The 19,993-nt window shown below is 39.3% G+C and carries 23 protein-coding genes; 8 read left to right on the top strand and 15 right to left on the bottom strand.

What is annotated here, in order from left to right:
• Window positions 1-99: 99 nt before the first annotated feature.
• Window positions 100-2,880: a type I restriction endonuclease subunit R gene (locus tag A3860_RS06310; RefSeq protein WP_081145704.1), complete on the bottom strand. Its 2,781-nt coding sequence runs from the start codon at window positions 2,878-2,880 to the stop codon at window positions 100-102.
• A gap of 359 nt (window positions 2,881-3,239) precedes the next feature.
• Here A3860_RS06310 and A3860_RS06305 point away from each other — a divergent pair, with 359 nt between their 5' ends.
• The gene (locus A3860_RS06305; RefSeq protein WP_081145703.1) at window positions 3,240-4,157 is read left to right on the top strand and encodes a hypothetical protein; all 918 of its coding nucleotides are present in this window, start codon (window positions 3,240-3,242) and stop codon (window positions 4,155-4,157) included.
• A gap of 50 nt (window positions 4,158-4,207) precedes the next feature.
• On the opposite strand, the gene A3860_RS06300 is transcribed toward A3860_RS06305, so the two are convergent.
• Window positions 4,208-4,435: a helix-turn-helix domain-containing protein gene (locus A3860_RS06300; RefSeq protein ID WP_158085153.1), complete on the bottom strand. Its 228-nt coding sequence runs from the start codon at window positions 4,433-4,435 to the stop codon at window positions 4,208-4,210.
• 405 nt (window positions 4,436-4,840) lie between these two features.
• Between A3860_RS06300 and A3860_RS06295 the strand changes: the two genes are divergently transcribed.
• Window positions 4,841-5,755 (top strand): hypothetical protein, encoded by a 915-nt coding sequence (locus A3860_RS06295; protein WP_081145701.1) that lies wholly within the window; start codon window positions 4,841-4,843, stop codon window positions 5,753-5,755.
• A gap of 31 nt (window positions 5,756-5,786) precedes the next feature.
• Window positions 5,787-6,227 (top strand): hypothetical protein, encoded by a 441-nt coding sequence (locus tag A3860_RS06290; RefSeq protein ID WP_081145700.1) that lies wholly within the window; start codon window positions 5,787-5,789, stop codon window positions 6,225-6,227.
• Between the two features lie 107 nt (window positions 6,228-6,334).
• On the opposite strand, the gene A3860_RS06285 is transcribed toward A3860_RS06290, so the two are convergent.
• The 5 genes from A3860_RS06285 to A3860_RS06265 all read right to left on the bottom strand — a co-directional run bounded on the left by A3860_RS06285 (window position 6,335) and on the right by A3860_RS06265 (window position 9,571).
• The gene (locus tag A3860_RS06285; RefSeq protein WP_081145699.1) at window positions 6,335-6,709 is read right to left on the bottom strand and encodes a tropomyosin; all 375 of its coding nucleotides are present in this window, start codon (window positions 6,707-6,709) and stop codon (window positions 6,335-6,337) included.
• A 31-nt stretch (window positions 6,710-6,740) separates the two neighbouring features.
• Window positions 6,741-7,766: a relaxase/mobilization nuclease domain-containing protein gene (locus A3860_RS06280; protein ID WP_081145698.1), complete on the bottom strand. Its 1,026-nt coding sequence runs from the start codon at window positions 7,764-7,766 to the stop codon at window positions 6,741-6,743.
• Window positions 7,763-8,143 (bottom strand): plasmid mobilization protein, encoded by a 381-nt coding sequence (locus A3860_RS06275; RefSeq protein ID WP_081145697.1) that lies wholly within the window; start codon window positions 8,141-8,143, stop codon window positions 7,763-7,765. The genes A3860_RS06280 and A3860_RS06275 overlap by 4 nt, the downstream gene beginning before the upstream one ends.
• A gap of 118 nt (window positions 8,144-8,261) precedes the next feature.
• Window positions 8,262-9,221 carry a toprim domain-containing protein gene (locus A3860_RS06270; RefSeq protein WP_081145696.1) on the bottom strand — a complete coding sequence of 320 codons (960 nt, stop codon included), beginning with the start codon at window positions 9,219-9,221 and terminating at the stop codon, window positions 8,262-8,264.
• 29 nt (window positions 9,222-9,250) lie between these two features.
• Window positions 9,251-9,571 carry a helix-turn-helix domain-containing protein gene (locus A3860_RS06265; protein WP_081145695.1) on the bottom strand — a complete coding sequence of 107 codons (321 nt, stop codon included), beginning with the start codon at window positions 9,569-9,571 and terminating at the stop codon, window positions 9,251-9,253.
• A gap of 167 nt (window positions 9,572-9,738) precedes the next feature.
• Here A3860_RS06265 and A3860_RS06260 point away from each other — a divergent pair, with 167 nt between their 5' ends.
• Window positions 9,739-10,623 carry a CCDC90 family protein gene (locus A3860_RS06260; protein ID WP_081145694.1) on the top strand — a complete coding sequence of 295 codons (885 nt, stop codon included), beginning with the start codon at window positions 9,739-9,741 and terminating at the stop codon, window positions 10,621-10,623.
• Window positions 10,624-10,754: 131 nt separating this feature from the next.
• On the opposite strand, the gene A3860_RS06255 is transcribed toward A3860_RS06260, so the two are convergent.
• The 4 genes from A3860_RS06255 to A3860_RS06245 all read right to left on the bottom strand — a co-directional run bounded on the left by A3860_RS06255 (window position 10,755) and on the right by A3860_RS06245 (window position 13,853).
• The gene (locus A3860_RS06255) at window positions 10,755-11,687 is read right to left on the bottom strand and encodes a hypothetical protein (protein ID WP_081145693.1); all 933 of its coding nucleotides are present in this window, start codon (window positions 11,685-11,687) and stop codon (window positions 10,755-10,757) included.
• 139 nt (window positions 11,688-11,826) lie between these two features.
• Entirely contained in the window at window positions 11,827-11,991 is a 165-nt protein-coding gene (locus A3860_RS40950; RefSeq protein ID WP_158085152.1) for a hypothetical protein, read from the bottom strand.
• Window positions 11,992-12,030: 39 nt separating this feature from the next.
• Window positions 12,031-12,486: a DUF6934 family protein gene (locus A3860_RS06250; RefSeq protein WP_081145692.1), complete on the bottom strand. Its 456-nt coding sequence runs from the start codon at window positions 12,484-12,486 to the stop codon at window positions 12,031-12,033.
• Between the two features lie 116 nt (window positions 12,487-12,602).
• Window positions 12,603-13,853, bottom strand: coding sequence for a site-specific integrase (locus A3860_RS06245; protein ID WP_081145691.1), 1,251 nt, complete (start codon window positions 13,851-13,853; stop codon window positions 12,603-12,605).
• Between the two features lie 420 nt (window positions 13,854-14,273).
• Here A3860_RS06245 and A3860_RS06235 point away from each other — a divergent pair, with 420 nt between their 5' ends.
• The 4 genes from A3860_RS06235 to A3860_RS06220 all read left to right on the top strand — a co-directional run bounded on the left by A3860_RS06235 (window position 14,274) and on the right by A3860_RS06220 (window position 17,305).
• A complete protein-coding gene (locus tag A3860_RS06235) occupies window positions 14,274-15,215 on the top strand; it encodes a toprim domain-containing protein (protein ID WP_245843486.1) in 942 nt (313 codons plus the stop codon).
• 108 nt (window positions 15,216-15,323) lie between these two features.
• Window positions 15,324-15,704 (top strand): plasmid mobilization protein, encoded by a 381-nt coding sequence (locus A3860_RS06230; protein ID WP_081145688.1) that lies wholly within the window; start codon window positions 15,324-15,326, stop codon window positions 15,702-15,704.
• A 50-nt stretch (window positions 15,705-15,754) separates the two neighbouring features.
• On the top strand, window positions 15,755-16,732 hold the full coding sequence (locus A3860_RS06225; RefSeq protein ID WP_245843485.1) for a relaxase/mobilization nuclease domain-containing protein: 978 nt from the start codon (window positions 15,755-15,757) through the stop codon (window positions 16,730-16,732).
• 27 nt (window positions 16,733-16,759) lie between these two features.
• Window positions 16,760-17,305 carry a hypothetical protein gene (locus A3860_RS06220; RefSeq protein ID WP_081145686.1) on the top strand — a complete coding sequence of 182 codons (546 nt, stop codon included), beginning with the start codon at window positions 16,760-16,762 and terminating at the stop codon, window positions 17,303-17,305.
• Window positions 17,306-17,394: 89 nt separating this feature from the next.
• Here the strand turns inward: A3860_RS06220 and A3860_RS06215 are convergent, their stop codons facing one another.
• The 4 genes from A3860_RS06215 to A3860_RS06200 all read right to left on the bottom strand — a co-directional run bounded on the left by A3860_RS06215 (window position 17,395) and on the right by A3860_RS06200 (window position 19,892).
• On the bottom strand, window positions 17,395-17,769 hold the full coding sequence (locus tag A3860_RS06215; RefSeq protein WP_081145685.1) for a hypothetical protein: 375 nt from the start codon (window positions 17,767-17,769) through the stop codon (window positions 17,395-17,397).
• Window positions 17,770-17,849: 80 nt separating this feature from the next.
• Window positions 17,850-18,335 (bottom strand): hypothetical protein, encoded by a 486-nt coding sequence (locus A3860_RS06210; protein ID WP_081145684.1) that lies wholly within the window; start codon window positions 18,333-18,335, stop codon window positions 17,850-17,852.
• Window positions 18,336-18,383: 48 nt separating this feature from the next.
• Window positions 18,384-18,953, bottom strand: a complete 570-nt coding sequence (locus A3860_RS06205; RefSeq protein WP_081145683.1) for a hypothetical protein — start codon at window positions 18,951-18,953, stop codon at window positions 18,384-18,386.
• An 18-nt stretch (window positions 18,954-18,971) separates the two neighbouring features.
• Window positions 18,972-19,892 (bottom strand): hypothetical protein, encoded by a 921-nt coding sequence (locus A3860_RS06200; RefSeq protein ID WP_081145682.1) that lies wholly within the window; start codon window positions 19,890-19,892, stop codon window positions 18,972-18,974.
• Window positions 19,893-19,993 lie beyond the last annotated feature (101 nt).

The following is a 19,993-nucleotide window of genomic DNA, read 5'->3' as shown; positions in this document are numbered from 1 at the left end:
TTTAGTTAAGTTATGCAATACAAGTGTGCGAGGTAATGATGATTAACATTAGACCTACAACTTATCATATTAAATTAAAACATTATAAACACAGCTCCCTTAGGCCACCAACACCTCATTCAACTCGTCCAATATCTTTTCACTATTCTCCTTAAATAACTGGTAGAATCTGCCCAACCCGCCTTCCTTATTAAAGGGATCGAGTTCAAAATCATCTCTTTCAACATGAAAACTGCCTGCAATATAATCTTTTATCATGCGTAGCCATTTCATTTGGTCTTCAGTAAAACGATTATGTTGTCCGGCATTTTGCTTTAAAATCCATTGCTGGAAGTTTTTATCAACTATTCTATCGTATACTGTCAATTTTTTATCAATACCACTAATTTTACGGATAATGCTTACCAGTGCAGTAAGTTCGTTTTTGGCTGATCCTTCCGCCTGCTTCAGCTGTTCGTATGCTTTCCACACATGATCTGGAGCCAACAAAGGTTGCTCGGTTTTTATTTTTTCACAAAGATCTTTGATCATATTGTAGGTTAACTCGCGTCGACGGTATGGCTGGTTATAAAAGATTTGCAAGGCTGTAATTTCATCCTTATGTGCTTCAATCCATGTAGTAAAGTTGCTGATGGTGAGTTCGGCTGCTGCTTCCTGGTCTTTTACCCACCCTATATTGGTTATTTCATCTATATTGATATGGTCAATTACTTGGTTGTATTTTTTTCGAATATCAACAATGTAGTCCCGCAGTTCAGGGTTATTAAAAATAACAACTGCTTCATTAACTATTTCTGAATGCTGCGTGTTAAAAGTTGCATTGATTTCGTCAGGCGAAGCACCAGGCTTCTCTCTCTGAACACTGATTCTTAAATTTTCAATGGTGTCAGGGTCGTATGCATGTAACAATTGCTTCACTACCTGGCTTATGTTTTTTCCCCCTGCTTGCTCTGTAAATTGCTGTTTTTCCCTTTCATTGATCTGTTTATCCAAGCGTATTAAACGATTTGCCAGCGTAGAAAGAATGTCTTCCGTAGTGTTGCCCATCGCCACATTTTGCAACACATCCTTCAAACTCATACCGGGATTTTTTTCCAACGGTCGGCTGTCAGTTTTCTGGCTTTGTTCTACGCCAATCGCATCGATGATAACGAAATGATCTTTTGTATATTTTGCGGATGGCGTGCCAGTAGCTTTTAACTGCTCCAATGAACAAGTACGGGTGCCACGGCCTTTCATTTGTTCATAATAACTTTTGCTTTTTACATCCCGCATAAATAATAGTACTTCTAGCGGACGTATATCTGTTCCAGTGGCAATCATATCTACCGTTACTGCAATGCGTGGATAATAATCGTTGCGAAAATCACTAAGTATGTTTTTGGGATTCTCTTTGCTTTGATAAGTTATTTTTTTACAGAATTTATTCTCTTCACCAAATTCATCCCGAACGATTTCTATGATATCTTCTGCATGGCTATCTGTTTTGGCAAAAATGAGCATTTTGGGTACTTCAAATTTGCCTTCTTTATCTATACGGTCGGGAAACATAAGAGGCAAGTTTTCCTTCGTCGCCCTTATAATTGTTCTGATTTGACTTTTGTTAACTATGTCTTTATCAAGCTGTTTTCCAACATATTGAATGTCTTCATCAACCGCTTCCCAGAATTTTTTTCTTGTCAACCGTTCTCGTTTATCCACCATTTCTCCCATGGCAATGGCTGCTCCCTGTTTGGTTATTTTCGTTTCGATGGTAAATACATTGTAAGGGACAAGTACCCCATCTATTACTGCTTTTTCATACCCATAATCACTTACGAGATTTTGATTAAAATAACCAAAAGTACGGTTATCAGGAGTTGCTGTCAGGCCAATTTGAAATACATCAAAATAATCCAGTACCTGTTTCCACAAATTATATATACTACGATGGCACTCGTCTATCACTATAAAATCAAAAAATTCGACAGGAATATTTTCATTATACACTACGGGTATTGGCTCTTTCGGGGAAGACCGTTCGTTGGGATTTTCTTCCTCTGCACTTTCATCTAATTCCGTGCCCTTTAAAATTGAATACATCCGTTGAATGGTGGAAATATATACCTGATTATCGTCAGGAATATAACTGCTCTTCAGCCTCGTAACCGTATAAAGTTCAGTGAACTTTCGATTGTCATCATTGGGCACATAGGCCATAAATTCCTGCTCTGCCTGTTCGCCCAGGTTCTTGGTATCTACCAAAAACAAAATGCGCTTGGCTTTTGCAAACTTTAATAAACGATAAATAAAAGTAATAGCTGTAAAGGTCTTGCCACTACCGGTGGCCATTTGAATCAAGGCTTTGGGATGCGCATCTTTAAAAGATGTTTCGAGATTCGTAATGGCGTTTATTTGGCAATCTCTTAACCCATCTATGGGCAGAGCTGGAATATCATGGAGCCGGGAGCGTAGAGATTTGTCATATTTTAGCCATGAAGCAAAAGTCTCCGGACGATGGAACGTGAATACTGGCCTTGATCGCGGTTTTCTATCGCGGTAATCAGTAAAACGAGTAATTTCTCCAGTACTCTCATAAGCAAAGGAGAGTTTATCATTGTTTAAGTATTTGAGTTTTGCTGTAGCGTAACCTTCACTTTGCTCCTCATGTACGGTTAAATGTTCACCTTCTTCTTCCCGTTTGGCTTCGATGATACCCACAGGTATACTGTTTACGAACAACACATAATCCGCAGGCCCGATATCAGTTTGATATTCTCTGATCGCTACTCCCACACCTGCAGCCAGGTTAATTTTGGATTTGCTTTGAATAATCCAGCCACTGGCCAAAAGCAATTGGTCAATTCTATCACGGGCAAGTTGTTCAGGGTGCTGGTTCATAAATCAGGGTAAAGTACAATTTTACACTTGATGGCTAATGTAATAATAATTTTTATTAAATGTCAGCTATGTGTATGCGAGGCTCTTTCGTAAAAGAAAAGGAATAACATTCTAAAATTAAAAACATTCGGTTCATTATCAATAACTTACGATCGAACTTGTAAGCATTATAGGTTTAAAAATAAAGTATTGATAAAATCATAGGGAAGCGCTCGGCAGGCTATTGGGTGATGAATTGTGGTATTGCAATTCTAACTTGACGATCCCCAGATAAAATTTTGACCCTTACAAATTTTGAAGGGGTTACTTTACATAAACTGACATTTTATTCCTTATTTTTAAATAGAAAATTGTGAAGTATGGATTTAAGTGTGTTGCATCCCGTGAAATCACCTGATCGTGATTATAGCTGGAAAGATAAGTTGAATAATATAACTGGCCTGCTCGGTTGCCGGTTCCTGGAATGGTCAGGATGGTATAACCAGGACATATCCCAACGTTTACTAGGTCACTATAGGCTTTACCAACTCTTCAAGGCCAAAAGCAGGCACGATTCTCTGATTGCTTTACCGCTGGCATACATCACACATTACCGCACCTTGCACGCCATTAAGTACATTTTCTCTTGTATTACCGCTGTTTTGTATTACGTTTTTACCCTAGGTGACTGGTATTATCCATTGCTTGTCGAACAGCTAAATAAACAGCTGATCAACCGGCACCATACCATACTGCAGGATTTCTTAATCGATGTTGAGATCGACTTTAAAAAAGCCCTACATAATGCAATTGACCAAATTAACGGTTCTGGCAACATGCCAGCCCCGGAAATAACCATCGTTCAATGCCGTCTCGAAAATAAGGTATACAACAATACTTGCCATTACTTTACTGAATATAACGGTACCGTCCTTTCCGGTACAAATGAATTGAAGGGAAAGCAAAAGGGGGTGTTTACAAAAAGGCAAATTCTGATCCTTTTTGATCTGCTGGCTGAGAAAGGGAATTTAGAAAAGATCGATTACACAAAGCCGAATAAGTTTGAATCTGTAGCTGAGTTGTTTCATGCTGTGAACGGTAAAACTAAAGATACCTGGGTGGAGGAGATCAATAATTTTAAGGATAAAGGGCTATACCATTATGGTGATAAAGGTGAATTAAGACAGCTGCTTATTACACTTACCAATTTAGCCGAAACAGCACGACAGTCAGGATTTCGGCTCTTGGCAAAAGCTGTGGATAAGAAAATACGGGAATTAGAAATAGGCCAGAAATAAATCTGAAATATACCTTTTGAAAAGGGATCAGGCTTTAATTCCTGATAAAATTAATCCCAGCCTTCTTCTACAATCGGTTTATTAGGCATAAAGTCCTGAGGCGAACAGCCGAGCTCGTAAGCAAGTCTATTAAGGTGATTTATATTATATGTACTAGGGCTATTAGGACTTTCAATCTGGCCTATATATCCCCTGCTTAAACCTAATATGATGGCAATCTCATCCTGAGACAGGTTCTTTTTTCTTCGCATTTCCGTAACCTTATCGATCACAGCCATTTCAAACTTTGTTTTCTGCGGACTAGTCATATTAGTCCCAAGGAAAGAAATCTATAAAATTTCTTGCTTAGTAATACTAAGCATTGTAACTTTATAACAGATACCCTAAAAATAAACATACTGGGTACCGTTATTGGTATTGCGAATACTGAGTCTCACCCGACGAATCTGACAATTCACCACATGTGAGGCAAAGTAAGCGCCCAATTCCTATATTGCACTATAGGGTTGGGCCTACTTATGTCTTTTGAATGTGGCCGCGAAAGCGGGGGCTTTGTCAGAGCCCGTCGGACGAAAGGCAGGTAGGTTCCAACCCTTTAGTTTTTCGGCCCGTTTTAATCCGCCCCGGGAACCTTCCTTTCTTTTTAGGCTCATAAACTATTTCATTAACCTAAATTCTTTCACATGAATGAGCCATTAACCAATTCCCGTCCTGGGATATCCTTTTACGGTAAAGCCCACAACAATCACCCTCAATGGTACAACCAGCCGATACGCCTCACTGAGGAACAACTAAACAATCCCCTTCTTGTTTTTGATGATTTTTTTCAGGGTTATCATTTAAATGAAACCCGTGAAATATTATGGCAGTGGTTAACCACAATTATATCGAGTCCCGGGGGCATTGCAAGTGAACCGCTTGAGCGAAGCAATCATATTTATTTTTATGAAAAAATGGAGGAGGTTGTTGAAGCGGCGTTTGTGCTTAAATCTAAACAGCTCTCAACATCCCCTAATGGAATACCAAATGAGCATGATACTTCCACTTTCGCCAAAGATCCTGCGGCAAATGAAATCTCCGATCTAAATTTATGTAAGCAAAAAAGGCTTATAGAATATGCCGAAGAAGATCCTGTATATGTAATAAAGCAAGTGTTTAAACCTGAAGGGTTGTTCACCAGCGATCAGATAAAAGCCTGGTTGGTTATTGGCCTTTTGACTGAATGCTGCGCATATGATGAAGCTGATAAACGCGAACAGCTTAAGACATTTCATGACGATCTGCTTGTAATGGTCGATGCCCTATATATTATTCATGGAGATAATACTGAAACTACCGGGAAGAAGAACCCGTATGCGTATACAGTCTCTGTTTTAAGCCAGGAACAAATGAAGAAGCCGCAAAAAGGGGTTACGGATTTTTTTGAAAAGTACCCCACAACATACATCGATAGGGAATTGGAAGATTGGCTGGAAGCTGGCATTTGTTATACAGGTAATTGGCCTGATGACCTTTTTTGCCGAAGCCAGCTTTTAGATACACATCGTTATGTCTTATGCCTTATTAGGTCAGCGGCGCATCTTTATGCCCATGGATAGACAGTGTTTACCTAATCTTCAAACGTAATTTATGGGCAATAAAGACAAAGACAATGAACTTACAGAAGGTGGTGTATTAGATCTAATAGAAAAATATTTGAGTGAAGAAAGGGATGTTAAAAGCTATGATGAACAGATCGCAGTAGTAGTCTATTATCTTTTAGGAGGTACGCAATTTGACGATTTCATTGGATATTACCCAACTGCTTCTGCATCGGTATTGAGGGCCTTTGCCTCAAGTGATGTTGCCGACAAATTAAAACAGGAAGTAGGAACGTTCAATTTTGACACGTTGTGCAAAATGCTGGAAAGGATGGTTGAATTCTGCTGGGATATAAAAGGCAATCAAATGTTTTTGGCGCAACTGGATCAATTAATGTTCGGTACAAGTGTAAGAGCCTGGCCAGATTGCTATATTTTACATTATAAAAATAAATATGAGCGGCTATTGAAAAATGGTAGTGAGGATTAAGTTGGAAATACACACTGTTTCATTTAAAATATCACTAATCAGTACCATTACCAAAAGCCCCGATGTTTCTACATCAGGGCTTTTACATAAAGGTCTTTATGTTAGTTTTAACTTCCCAGGTAGTGGAGGCTAAACCAATATGAATAGGTAAGGAAAATAACAGTGATAACCATTATCACCGCCCATTTTTTGGCATCCGATTGAAAGAATACCTGTAGATTATTGGGTCGCTTATTCTGCAGGGCATTTTCAAACATAAAGTTTATCTTCAAAAATGCGCTGTCTACAATTTTCTGAACCGGCCGGGTATCAGCTTCAGCTGTTATCTTTTGGGTAGCCAGTTTTTCTGAAAAACTGCCTACGGTATCCTTTAAGATACTTACAATTGAAACAAGATCCTGTATTTGCTGGCTGAGCTTTGTCAGTTCCTCCGCTTGCTCTTTTACTGCCAGCTCCAATGTTTCATATTTATCTTCATTCATAAATAATAGTTTTTTGATTTAAATGATTCTGTTACAGCTGGTGTCCGTGTTTTTTCTTCTTTTTCTTTTTTTTGTATAAAAATGGACCAGGCGCATCTACCTGCTCAGACTTCAGCAATGCTTCGAGTAGCTGATTTTTATGCATACCGGGCAGCGGTATTTCGTTCTGCTTTTCCGGCATTTTTTCAACCACTTTTTGCACCCCCTTCCCTGAACTATTCGAGGCCCCGGTTTGCTTTTGTTTGGGCAACCCTTCCGGTTCACCTTGTTGCGCTTTCCGCACCAGTTTTTGTGTTTGTTCCTGACTGAGCAATCTCTCAATTGTCATTAATGAGTATCCGACTTCACTGCCCTTGATCTTTACTTTTTTATTGTCGATAAAAGCAATACCCCGTCCCTTTAATACCTGGTAGCCCAGGGAGTTCATTTTTTGCTCAAACTGTTCGATCGTTTTTACCTGCTGCAGCACCTGGCGGATGTTCGTTTTTAATCGATCCATCCGGGCGTTTTGCCGGGGAATCAATCGCTGTACTTTGGGTAAGAAGGGCCGCGGATTTAGCACCTGTTTTAACTGATGCTTTATTTCCAACTTCCGGCACAGGTTAGCCATTTGTCGATAGTTGTTGCTGTTGCTGGCCACCTTGCCATCATAACCCACCCGGTTGGCAACGATATGGATGTGCTGCGCATGTGTGTCTTTATGCAGTATGACGGCATACTGGTTTTGATCTACTTTAAATGACTCTGTACACGCCTGAGCAATTTCTATCAGCTGATTTTTGGAGAGATTTTCCCCATGTGCCAAACTAAGCGTGAAATGAAAAACAGGCTTTTCTACCCGGCGGCTTAATTTGCTGACTTCGCTGAACTGGCTGGTCAGCTCGTTTACGTTTCCAAAACAGTTATTATAATACAGCACTTCGGCCCGCTCCTTGTGTTGTACATTATCCTTTTTAGACAGCTCTAGCTTCTGTTCTTCAGATAAGTTTTTATTATCTTCCAGACAGTATTTAAAGCAGTGGTAAAAGGAATTTCCAGTGATGACTTTGCCGATCATTTCAGGTAGTTGTTTATGGTTTCAGTAAGCTGTTTCAGCGTGCCTGATTGAACGAGTAAATCGGCCCGGTCAAAAGCCGTTAACGGCTCAATACCATTTCGTTTTTTGGCGATCTGATTGAGGTTGGCAGCAGTGTGATTAAGTGTTCCAATTAACTGTAAAACTTCCTTTGGCAATACCTTTTCACGCCTGTCAATATTACCGGTCAGGCCCATTTTTAAAAGGTATTCCGATACAGAAAATTTTACCGATTTTGCTTTCGCCTGGATGGCCTTGCGCTGGATATAGGAACACCTAACGCTTACCCTGCAATCCTTCTTAAGGTGCTTTTTAGGGCGTCCGCCCTTGTTTTTGATCGTTTGATACATCTGCTTCATAATCCTTCTTCACTTTAGTTTTAAAAATGATTGTCTTTCAAATGATCCAGAATCCGCCGGCAGGCGGATGAGGGAAAAAGGTTTTGGTCCGACAAAACCATAGCTTGCTACTAAAAACTCAAAGCAGTCTTCCTGGTCTAAGGCTTTGCCTTAGGTTGTGGTTATTATGAATAAGCCATTCGTTTAAATCCTTATGGTTTTCATAATAGTTGCTACGGTTGATGTACTTCTCTTTATCCCATTCCAAAGCCTGAAGGGTATGCTTTTTACCTGCCGTATCCCGGTCTAAGAAAAAATGCACCTGCCTGTGTTTTTCCATTAATGGACGGCCCTTTTCAAGAAAAGCGAGGGAGTTTAATACCAGGCAATTTGTCAGTGTGGCTGTTTGATTTTTATTGACAGTGCAAAAAGAAAGGAAGCTGAAAAAGCCTTCAAATACGGCAACATTGTCTGTTCGATTGTCAATAAAAGTTACCTCTTTCGGGGAGCTGCTACCCTTGAAATTTTCGCTGCGTAATTCATATCCGCCAGCGTTATTTTTAAAGCCGATTACTGTATGTTTTTTGTCATACAAAAGGAAGTCTACTTCACGGCAAAAGCGATCTGCAACTTCCACGGGGATGCATCTCTTTTTAAGGTATTCTAACAACGGATTAGAGGCTATCGGATGGTCGTCAATAATGAGGATTTTACCGTCCCGGTTTTTTTTCTTTTCACCAGCAGAAAATGTATCACGAACGGGGAGCTGCAAATCTTCTTTTGAGGTCTGCATTGGCGGGTGAAAAGAAAGCGTATTCCGGTTCAGTTGCCCGGCTATACGGTGCAGGAATTCTGATACTGAACTGTTATAAAACCGGGTACCGAAATCTATCAGGTCACCGCCCATACCTGTACCATGATCGAAATACACATTCAGCTTTCGATTGACCTTAAAGGAGGCGGTCTTTTCTACCCGGAATGGTGACAGAAACCAGTAATCCGGGTGTGATACTTTTTGTGCGTGGTAGCCAAGGCTGGCCAGGTAATCCACCAGATCAATTTTTTTCGCTTCTGCACAAGTCAAAGCCCACGTAGCCATACGCGTAAAATTTACATGGTTAATAATGTTTACTGATTACCTGATGTTACCCATTTCTGTTGCAGGGCCTGCACCTGATCCCGGATGAAATACCGTCGGGATTTTATCTTGATGGAAGGCAGCAGACCGGACTTACGCCAGTCGTTTATTGTCTGGCGACTGACGTTGAAAATCTTCTGAATATCCTTGGTGGAAAGGAAGGGAGATTCACCAGCCACACTGATGGGCGGTGTTGGGGTTAGGGTACCGATTTCCCGGATCTTACGGTCAATCAATCCCTCAAATAATTTGATTAGTTCCTGAGGTTTCTGAATTAGCAAAAACGGTGCATTGTTATTTACCTCACTCATACATCACTGTTTACGTTCTCACAAATAGGTTTACCTGTACAAAGTAAAGCTTCGGGAAGGCGTGAAAAGAGGTGGGACGTCCTGGAAAGATAAGAGGTTAATAATGAAGACGATTTATGGTAAATTATGAAGTAAATAGTAACTTTTGAAAAATTAATTCACTGCTTATGGAAAAAAAATTTACTGACTTATTTAAGGAGGTAGGAGGCCGGTTAAGAAGTCCCTTGATTTATTCATTCATTATTGCATGGCTTGTTACGAATTGGCGAATCGTTATAGGGCTAATGTTTTATAAAAGTCAGCAATTGCAGCTCGATGGTTATACATCTTTTTTGGATATGATTGACAAGAACAGGACGTTTATAAAATTTTGGGGTCTACCAATAGTAGTGTCCCTCGTTTATACTTTTGCCTTTCCAATCATTCGGAATGTGATTTCAGCGTATAATGCCTGGAATTTTAGGTGGGGGAGCACCTGGGCGCTAGCTGTAGCAAAAGAGGGAGGGGTATCATTTAGTAAATATATTGAACTCAAAACTCGATTGCAACAAAGTATTGAAGAGGTAGAGAATATTCATAAAAGCGAAAGTCAAATAACTAATGAGAATGAAAAATTGAGGAACGATACGGAAGTGTTAAAAAGGCGGATTGAAAATGAGGTACAATCTCTAAGGGTTTCGGAAGATATAAAAGCTGCCCTCGTAAATGAACTGAGCATCTTGAAAGAAAAATCTGAAATCAAAACCTTTAATGGAGCCTGGAAAATGAAGTTTAAAAATGGGCTTGGGCAAGTAAAGACCGAAAGAATTACCATTTCTAACGGCGACGTTAGTTATAGTAATGCAGAAGCAAAGTATGAATCTTTGTTTAAACTTAAAACATGTGTTTACAACCCCAATACCAATGAGTATGTGGTTGTATTTGAAAGGGTGAAAGATCCTAATGCCTCTGGCTTTTCAGAAATCTTCCGACCGCAGGATGAGACTATGACTTTTTTGAAAAACTTCGAGGAAAAAGGTATTATATTGGAATTGGAAAAAATCATTATTTGATTTTGCCTATAAGTTTAACCCTCAGTACTGTAGTGAGTCAATATTTGTTTTTAACTGCGGACAGCATATAAACTCTCTTTTGATTCGAATAGAGGAGATTTATTAAAATGAAAATCTATTGCAAATAAGCATCATCCTCTATTAACTTTATTGAAAAATTTTTCTTCAAGATGATTGCCATCTGCTCGTAATGTTATCTGATTGTAATGAATTGTTGGTGATGTTCTTACCCTTTCAATAAAACCTAGAGATATTCGCCCTTGTCCTTCTTGAAGCTTTTTCAATAATGAACCTACTCCATGTATTGAAAGGTTAAGATTAAAAGCAATTTCTTTAAGTTCGATACCAAGATATGGACTTAATGAATGGACGGCTTCATTCCTTAAGGCTTTCAATTTCTTAAAATGGTCCCACATAAGATTTTGCTTAACTTCCGAAAATGGAAAAGAACAAAATTCATCTATAAATAGTTCTATTCTTTCTTCAGTGTTTCTTGATTCTTTCAGTAAGTGAAAATTAGTGGTATTACGACCTTTAAATGCATGAAAAAGAATATGTCTATTTATATAACTGTCAATAAGCGCTATCGTAGATAATAGATATCCTCTGTAATTTCGTGCACACATTACAAAATCATGGTTCGAACTTTCAATGCAAGTTTCTTCCTTGTAAAATTCGATATCTTCCGAAAATTCAATTTCACTTGGAACACTCCTACAAGGGCCATTTAGTGATTTTTTATATCCAGCCCATTCTGTAACTATAGATAGTTGCCAATTTGGAGTAGATAGTCCCAATGTTCCTCCAAAAATCAAGTCATTTTGATCTATCGGATCTTGAATAAATTTACAAATTCCAAGCGTTCTGACATCTTTTACTAATTCAAAATATCTTCTCTTTTCCTCTTTCTCTGTTCCTTGGTTTTTAATAATAAATTCCTTTTGCTTTCCTTTTGATTGAAGTTTAATACCCAATTTTTTCAAGATATTGTCAATGATTTTTTCAGCTTCTTTTGTTGAAAGCCTTGGTTCCTGTTGAATAAGAAATGAGGTGGCTTGACTCATTAGAAAAATGTTGTTATTGTAACTAATGCAGAATAGATATGATTTTAGGTGCTAAGTGTTTGATGCTTGCGGCTATTTTATTTTAACTATTATAAAGAAAAGACCTGCACGTAATGCAGGTCTTAATCTAGAATTGATTTTATTTCTTCTTCAAAAACTCTTTCGGAAAACCAACCCGCTCAACCATTTTTATAGCCATTTCGTTTTTCTTTATTACAAAAGGGTCATTACTGAGATCCTTTACGTCTTCGCTTATAATACCGGGTTTATATACTGGCTTAATCGTTTTCTTATCTTTTGACATATTTATGTATTTAAGGCATCTAAAGTTACAAAATATTAATTAGTGTAAAATACGCCTGGCATAAAAGCCATGGTAGTTTTCGTTTGGTCGAAACAACTCCATTATGCCATCTGATCTCACGCCATAAATTTGAAACAGCAATTTTACTTCATCCCATAGACGGTTAATATTCATTTGATAAAGCCGCGTTCGGGCGGGTGTACTTCCTGTAGCAAATATTAAAGCATCGGGAAAATGATTGGCAAAATCAATAACAATGGTGGCCACAGTAGCCAAAACCTTTTGCCTGTCTCCATTATTACTAACTGAATCGTCATTCAGTTTATTAAGCTCATCAATGTAATCGCCAAATGCCAGATTATAAAATAATATCCCTTTCCATTTTACCAGGCTAAATACCACCATCTTTTTTATCCGACCGCGCGGACCGTCACTATAAAACTCATACTCATGATAATCGGGTGCTATTTTAAATTGATAATGATCAAGATTCATACGGGCAATGATTAAGTGAAGGTATAGTGTAGGAAATAGAATTGCATACGGCCATAAACAGGCCCCTTCCATTCCTGAAAAGGAGCCTGCAATACAAACCGCAAATAATAATTGAACTATCCTTTACTTTCCTTCACCTCATTCATCCCAGCCAGCTTCTCCTTCAACATTTTCATATTCTGGCTTACCTTCTTCTGACTCACCTTGGCATATATCTGCGTAGTGCGGATACTACGATGACCTAATAGCTGGCTAACGGTTTCAATAGGAACATCCTGCTCCAGCAGAATTGTCGTAGCAAACGTGTGTCGCGCCATATGGGTGGTGAGGTACTTCTTAATTCCGCATAACTCGGCTATCTCCTTCAGGTAGCCATTATAACACTGGTTGGTGTTTACCGGTAGTAGGCGGTTCTTACTGCGGCACCAAAGATGGGTGCGGTACTTTTCGACAATTTCCAATGCAATAGGGAGCAGTGGTACCCGTTCGGGCGTACCGGTTTTGCGTCGGTCAGTGGCGATCCATTTTTCACCGTCGATGCCGGTTACTATATTATCGGATGTCAGGTTGTAAACATCCTGGTAGGCAAAGCCGGTGTAGCAACTGAAAATAAATACATCCCTTACCTCGGCTAACCGTTCAACCGCAAACTCCTTATGATACAGGGTCATTACTTCTTCCATCGTCAGCCGTTCTCTGGATGGTTCTACATACGTACATTTAAACCGCCCTACCGGGTTCGTTTCCAGCCAGCCCTGGTCAACCGCAAACTTTAGCACCCGCTTCAGGATGCGGATGTACTTCATAGCAGTGTTGTTACAGCCTTTTTCATGGGTTACCAGGAAATGCTCAAAATCTCCGGCAATGGCTGGTTTTATTTCCTTCAGCGGCAGGTCGGTTACTTTGTACTGATGTTTGGTGAACGCTTTTAACTTCTCCCGCGTGGTGTGTACACATTTCAGACTGTGTTTCGATTTCTGCCCACTGGCTACCTTTTCGGCAAACCGGTCGTAATAGATATCTATCGCCTCCTGTAGCGATTTCCGGTTTTCGTCAACTCCCAGGTACAGGTTCTTTAAGATCTCCGCAGTAATGGGTTTGCCCAGTGCTTCCAGCTGCAGATACTTTTTGTGCAGATCGCCTTTAATAAGCGCCAGGCGGCGATTAATGGTCTGCGCCTCGTCTGTTTTCCCCTTTACAAATTGCCCTTCGACATCCCAGGCAATAGCTGCCACATACTCATTAGTAGATAATTCAACCCTCTTTTGGTTGATTGTAAAACGCACATAAATAGCAAACTTGCCATTTTTGGAGTATTTCCGGTACAGCCGGAAACGAATGAATAGGTTTGTAATTCCCTTACTCATACAATCACATTTAAGTTAACCGAATATTGTTTCCTTCGCTCAAGTCCTCCACATCACTACTTCAATTCGGTGGAACCCAGTATCAGCAAGGGTTTCAGAATCTCGAGGGGGACAAAATAAGAATTTCTCTTTGTCCCCCTCGTGTCCCCCTTCAAGCGGTTGTATAAGCGGGTAACTCTTTGTCAGGTTGTGCCAACCAAAAACAAAAAACCCGCATAAAATCAATATTCTATGCGGGTTTGTAACTTTGTTGCTGACCGCCTTCGCCAAGGCTTCGGCGGTCGAAGTAGTCCCTATCGAACATTTCTCGAACCACTTTCTGGCTGATCTGAAGCGGCTGGCAAGCATTGTAGCTTGAAACTCAATGCCTGCCGGCCTTTTTTATTGTTCCTTTTTAATTGTGAACCGAAAATCATGTGTATGAAAAAATTAAAATGTGAACAAGCCAAAGAAATTGACCTTGTCAATTATCTGGCCTCATTAGGCCATCGACCGGAAAAGATCAGGAACCAGGATTTTTGGTACCTATCACCATTGAAGGATGAAAAAACACCTTCCTTTAAAGTAAACCGGCAAAAGAATTTGTGGTACGATCATGCTACCGGCAAAGGCGGTGATCTGATTGATTTCGGAACACTTTACCATACCTGTTCCGTTAGCGAGCTGCTTGATCGTTTGTCGGAGTACCAGGCTCGCCCGGTTCTTTCTTTTCACCCGCCTACTGTTTCTGGCAACTTTCCAGGTGCAAATTCCCGTTCTGCTGGTGAAAAGAAAGAGACCACAGACAGCAAAATTGTCGTGCTGGATTCCTGCCCCCTAGCAGCAAAAGAGCTTTTGAACTACCTGCAAGAAAGGTGCATCCCCTTAGAAATTGCCGGTCGCTTTTGTAAGGAAGTTGACTTCCTTTTGTATGGCAAAAAGCATACTGTTATCGGTTTTCAAAATAATGCCGGAGGGTATGAGCTGCGGAACGCACATTTTAAAGGCAGCAGCGCGCCAAAAGACATAACTTTTATTGACAATCGAACAGATGATGTTGCCGTATTTGAAGGCTTTTTCAGCTTCCTTTCCTTCTGCACAGTCAATAAAAATCTAACAGCTCCACTGTCAAATTGCCTGATACTAAACTCACTTTCATTTTTCGAAAAAAGCCGTTCCCTAATGGAACAATACAGCCAGGTTCATTTGATTTTAGACAGAGACACTGCCGGTATGAACTGCAAAAAACAGGCCTTGCAATGGAACCGTGATAAATACATAGATCGCAGTGATTTTTATCAGAACCATAAAGATTTAAACGACTGGCTTATTCATCACCAGCACAGCCAAAAGCAAAGCCTGAGATCAGGCAGGCAGCTTTGAATTTCGGGTAGCCAGCTATGTTTTGGTAATACCAAAACGCTGGCCGTTCATGCTATCGCATTCACGGGGATCCGCCTATCGGCGGATAAAAAACAAGGAGGAAAGATTATGGAGCAGTTGGAAAAACAAACAAAAAGTAAGGGTGGCCGTCCTAAAAAGGCCGTAAAAAAAGATCAGCTAATACCTGTTAAATGTAGCTCTTACGAGAGACGTGTTATAGTTGGAAAAGCTAAAAGTGCAAACGTTTCCACATCGGAGTATATGCGGGAAATAGCGCTGACCGGTAAAATTGACAGACGCGAAAAAGCATTGCCAAAAGAAGTTTTACAGTTAACTGCCATGCTTAATCACATCGCTGCATACCTCAATCAGATTGCCAAAAAACGAAACGGAATTGAAGAATTATCTGCGCTGGAACGCGCTAACCTGAAACTCCAATCGGTGGAATTAAAACAATTAGCTAAAACAATAAAATCGCATTTACAATGATTGGCTATGTGGGAACCGGTGCTTCTTTCTATGAATGTATCCGGTATTGTTTGGAAGATAAAATTGATTTAAGCGAAGAACAGAAGATTTTAAAATCTCTGAAAGATCAATTGCAACACAAAGACAGGGCCGAGATTTTGGAATTCAATAAATGTTTTGGCGACCTGGGTGAACTGACCAGCCAGTTTTTGGATGTAGCCAAATTGAGCAAAAGAGTTGAAAAGCCGGTGTTTCATTTTTCCCTTCGGCCTGCACCTGGTGACAAGGTTTCCCGGGATCAGCTTATAGAAATGGGGAAAGAGTGCGCAAGACAGTTTGGAGTTACGGACAATCAGTATCTCATAATACTACATAAAGATACCAATGAACCGCACATACACATCGTTGCCAACAGGGTCGGTTTTGATGGAAAAGTGGCAAAGGATAATCACAGTTACCGGAAAATGGATAGCCTATGCAGACAGCTAGAAAAGCAGTTTCAATTAAAGGAAGTATTAAGCGCCCGCCGATTTTTGCCTGAAGAGTTGAGACATCTTCCCCGCCTTGATAGCAGAAAAGAAAAGCTAAAAACAGATATCCGCGACACCTTGAAGCAGGTCAATACCTTCCAACAATTTGAAGAAAGAATGAAATCGCTCGGCTATGCTGTATTAAAAGGACGGGGTATTTCATTCATTGATGATAAAAAGGTAAAAATAAAAGGCAGCGAGGTGGGCTTTTCGCTGGCAAAGATTGAAAAGATTCTGCAACTAAAACACGACCTGGAATTGAAGCAGGAGAAACAAAGAATACGGGAAATAACCCTTCAAAGGGATATGGATAAACGTGGACATACACCTGTTCAGAAACTTTTATTGAAAACTGCGCATTCAGACCGGCAGGAAGATTTTGAGGTGTTAGAGTTGATAAAACAGCTTGACAAGCTGTTGAACGACTTGCTGAAATCGGAGTACGTAGACCAGTCAGTTAGCCCAGAATTATTAAAGGAGGCCAGACATAAAAGAAAGAGACATAAGCCATCATTGTAAACATTTTCTCATTAAAATTTAAAAAATATGGAGCCTGAAAATTTTGAAAAAATAGAAGCTGGCAGTTTAGAAATCGTGTTGAATGAATTTGCCGAAGAACAAAAGTCACACGCGAAATCAATAGGCGACCTGGTCATAGCTGTAAATGTCGTAACAGGGAAATTTATACAACTTGAAGAAAAGCTGGACAAGCCGAAGGAAGTAACGATTCATACTAATACCAAACCAATAGAAGAGATCTTAAAAAAAGCAGCGACCCAAATGCAATTAATAGTAAGCGGTCAGCCTAAAAGTATCACTAAGAAATATCAGTTATTGTTGTTTCCGGAGCAGGATGCTAACCTGTTCTATAAAATAGTTTTTGGCCGATGGTTTATGTGGCTGGCAATAATTGTATTTCTGCGTTTCCTGTATCTTTGGGCCGTCCATTGGTCTGATAATAATAAGCAGGTAAGGATGGAACAGTTGCAAGATGACAGATACACTAACGCCTGGAATTATTTGTATAAGGGAAGTAGAAAAGAGGTTAGAAGGTTGATGGATAGCGCATGGATAAAAAGCGACAATAAGTAATTTTTAAAAGCCCCGGTGTAGACACATCGGGGCTTTATGGTTATGGCACTGATTAGTATTTTTCTTTACAGTGGCGAAGAGCCTATCGACTAGAATTTAAATTGCGCAAGTTGATCTTTGACAAATGAAATCAATTCTTTTTGGGTTTCGACCAGGTTTTTAGATAAATCCAACTCTTTTTGCAAGCGATTATTTTCTTCAGTGACCCTTTGTATTTGAAGGTTTAATTTTGCAATCTCATCAGTACGTAAACGATTCATTGGTTCTTCATTATAAAAGACGCTTAAAAAATCCTTATTAAGCACAGCTGAGATAGTTATTAGTAAATCAATTGACATAGTAGTACGCTCGTAAATGTCTGGCACAGTCTTTTCATGTTTATGAATAAGTGCACCAAATGCTTTTTGAGTCAGCTTTTTGCTCTCTACTTCTGCCTGAATTATTTGACCAATGTGAATAGACACAAACTTTCTTATGAAATGTTATACAATCGCTATAAAACTTTCTTTTAACGGATTAAAACGGACTGTTATGAGATATGATTCTACATCGTACTCTTACTTATCTGAGTGTGCTCTTTTAAATGCTTTATCTTATAAAGATATCGAGTCTTTTCTTTTTCTATATCCTTGAGCGAATGATGGGAATTATGCCCTGCTTCCCATTTGCATTTATCTAATAGAGCTACATTGCATTCATTGGAACGGATATAGTCGCAGAATTCAACTAGCTTTTTAAGGAAAAGGCAAAGAAATTCGAAATTATCTTCGCTTATCTGTTCAAAGTGATGGCGTATTTTTTCGTGAGTGGCAAACATACACAAAGCTGTAGCAGCGGCATTCGAATAAACACTGAGCCCTGCGTTTAAATAATACGGTTCAAAAAAGTAATAGACCCAATAGTCAACATCCGGTTCACCGCCTATCTCTCTTGACGCGCTAAGAAATTCGTCGATTAGTTGTACCAGCTCATTCTTTGCTTTCCTCCATTCTTCTTTATCAATTGAATGTTTATTTTTAGTTTTGGACATATAGTGTTTATTCTATTAATATATGTTACAAACTTATTAGTATGTTTCTTAGGGTCGTAACAGTCGCTCGGCAGTCTTTATAAGACATAATACTTTTTCATTTACTCGTTGCGCGTGATAAGGACTAACTACATTATCACGCCAGTGACCCGGGTAAGTAAGACTTGCAGTAAACCAATCATCTAATTCTCTCATAATATAAGTTGTTGGAAATTGTTCAAAAAAATGCTCGATTATTTGTTTGGGATTCGTTCTCTGCTTGTCGCTAAGCAAATGAATCTTATATGGTGGAATCTTTTCTTTTTTATCAACATCCTCTAGGTTCCTCACGTAGATAATAATCAACGCTTCTATCAAGAATGCTAAATGGTCATGGAAGACAACCAAAGTAAGGCGCTCTCCCCAATCATCGTATACAGTGTTGTCAGATGATAGGCCGATAATTAACCAATCCCGTAATTCTTCAGTTATAAAATTCCATTGATCGCTAAATACTTCGCTTAGCACATAAAAAGGATCTTCATCTACATATTCAATTAGCCGCTTAGACTTATCCGATATATATAGTTTCCAAACCCCTTGAGAAAACTCATGGGTGAATTCTATAAGTGTTGACATGGCAAACAGTTTTTGGAATTAAATGCTTAAAAGCCGGTCAGCTGCAGTTATAAGACATAAAACATTGCGATAGATATTTAATGCTTGTAATTTGTCCATGTTATCAGGATAGGTACCCCCGAAACAAAAGGAAGCCTCCAGCCAATCATATAATTCTCTAACTATATATACCATTGGAAACTTTTCAAAGAAGCTGGTTATAACCTGCATAGGGTTGTCAATTTGATCCTGACTAAGTAATCTGGGTTTATCAGTATCGACGATTTCCTTTTCTGCTATCTTATTCTTATTCTGTATATAAATAACAAAAAGTGCTTCGACGATGACCAGTAAGTGATCTTGGAATGAAAGCAACTGCCTACGTTGCTCTCCATCGTCATAAATAGTGCTGTCAGCAGACAAAGCAACATGTAGCCAATCCCGCAATTGATCTCGAAGAAAGGCCAGGGATTCGCTTTTGAAAACTTGGGTAATTACATATATTGGGGCTTCGTCTACGAATTCCAGCAATTGCTTTGGTTTATTGAATACTTCGCCATTAACCACATTTTCGGCGGCAAGCCCGGTAGCGTTTGATTTAAAATGTTCGGGTGTTTTAACATACTGAATATTTTCAGGTTGGCTGCTTTTTTTTAATCTCCTTTTCTCTACTTTACGCCGGTGTTTAAGTAATTTTCTTTTCATCACATAAGCAGCCTCGATAATTCCCTCAATTTTTTCATAGAAATAAAGATGATTGTCACGGTCAAGCGCATCATTTGATATACTCTGATGGCTGGAAATAACGGTGGTAAGCCATTGCCATAATATTTGCCGGACATCATTTAGGTGATAACATTCAAAAAAGTCATCCAATACTGGTAACGGATCACGCTTTTGTTCTTTGGTAAGGCGTAACGGCTGATTATGCCAATGGGGATGATTGTTATAGGTTTTCATATTAATGTGTTTGATTAGATTCAGTTGTATGTTAATTACTCGCCGATAGGTGATTGTACATGGCAAAACAAATCCGGAACTTTACTTTCCTATAGGTGATT

It is taken from the genome of Niastella vici (genome assembly GCF_002077945.1).
Lineage (GTDB): Bacteria > Bacteroidota > Bacteroidia > Chitinophagales > Chitinophagaceae > Niastella > Niastella vici.
This window is presented reverse-complemented; position numbering and strand designations above follow the sequence as displayed.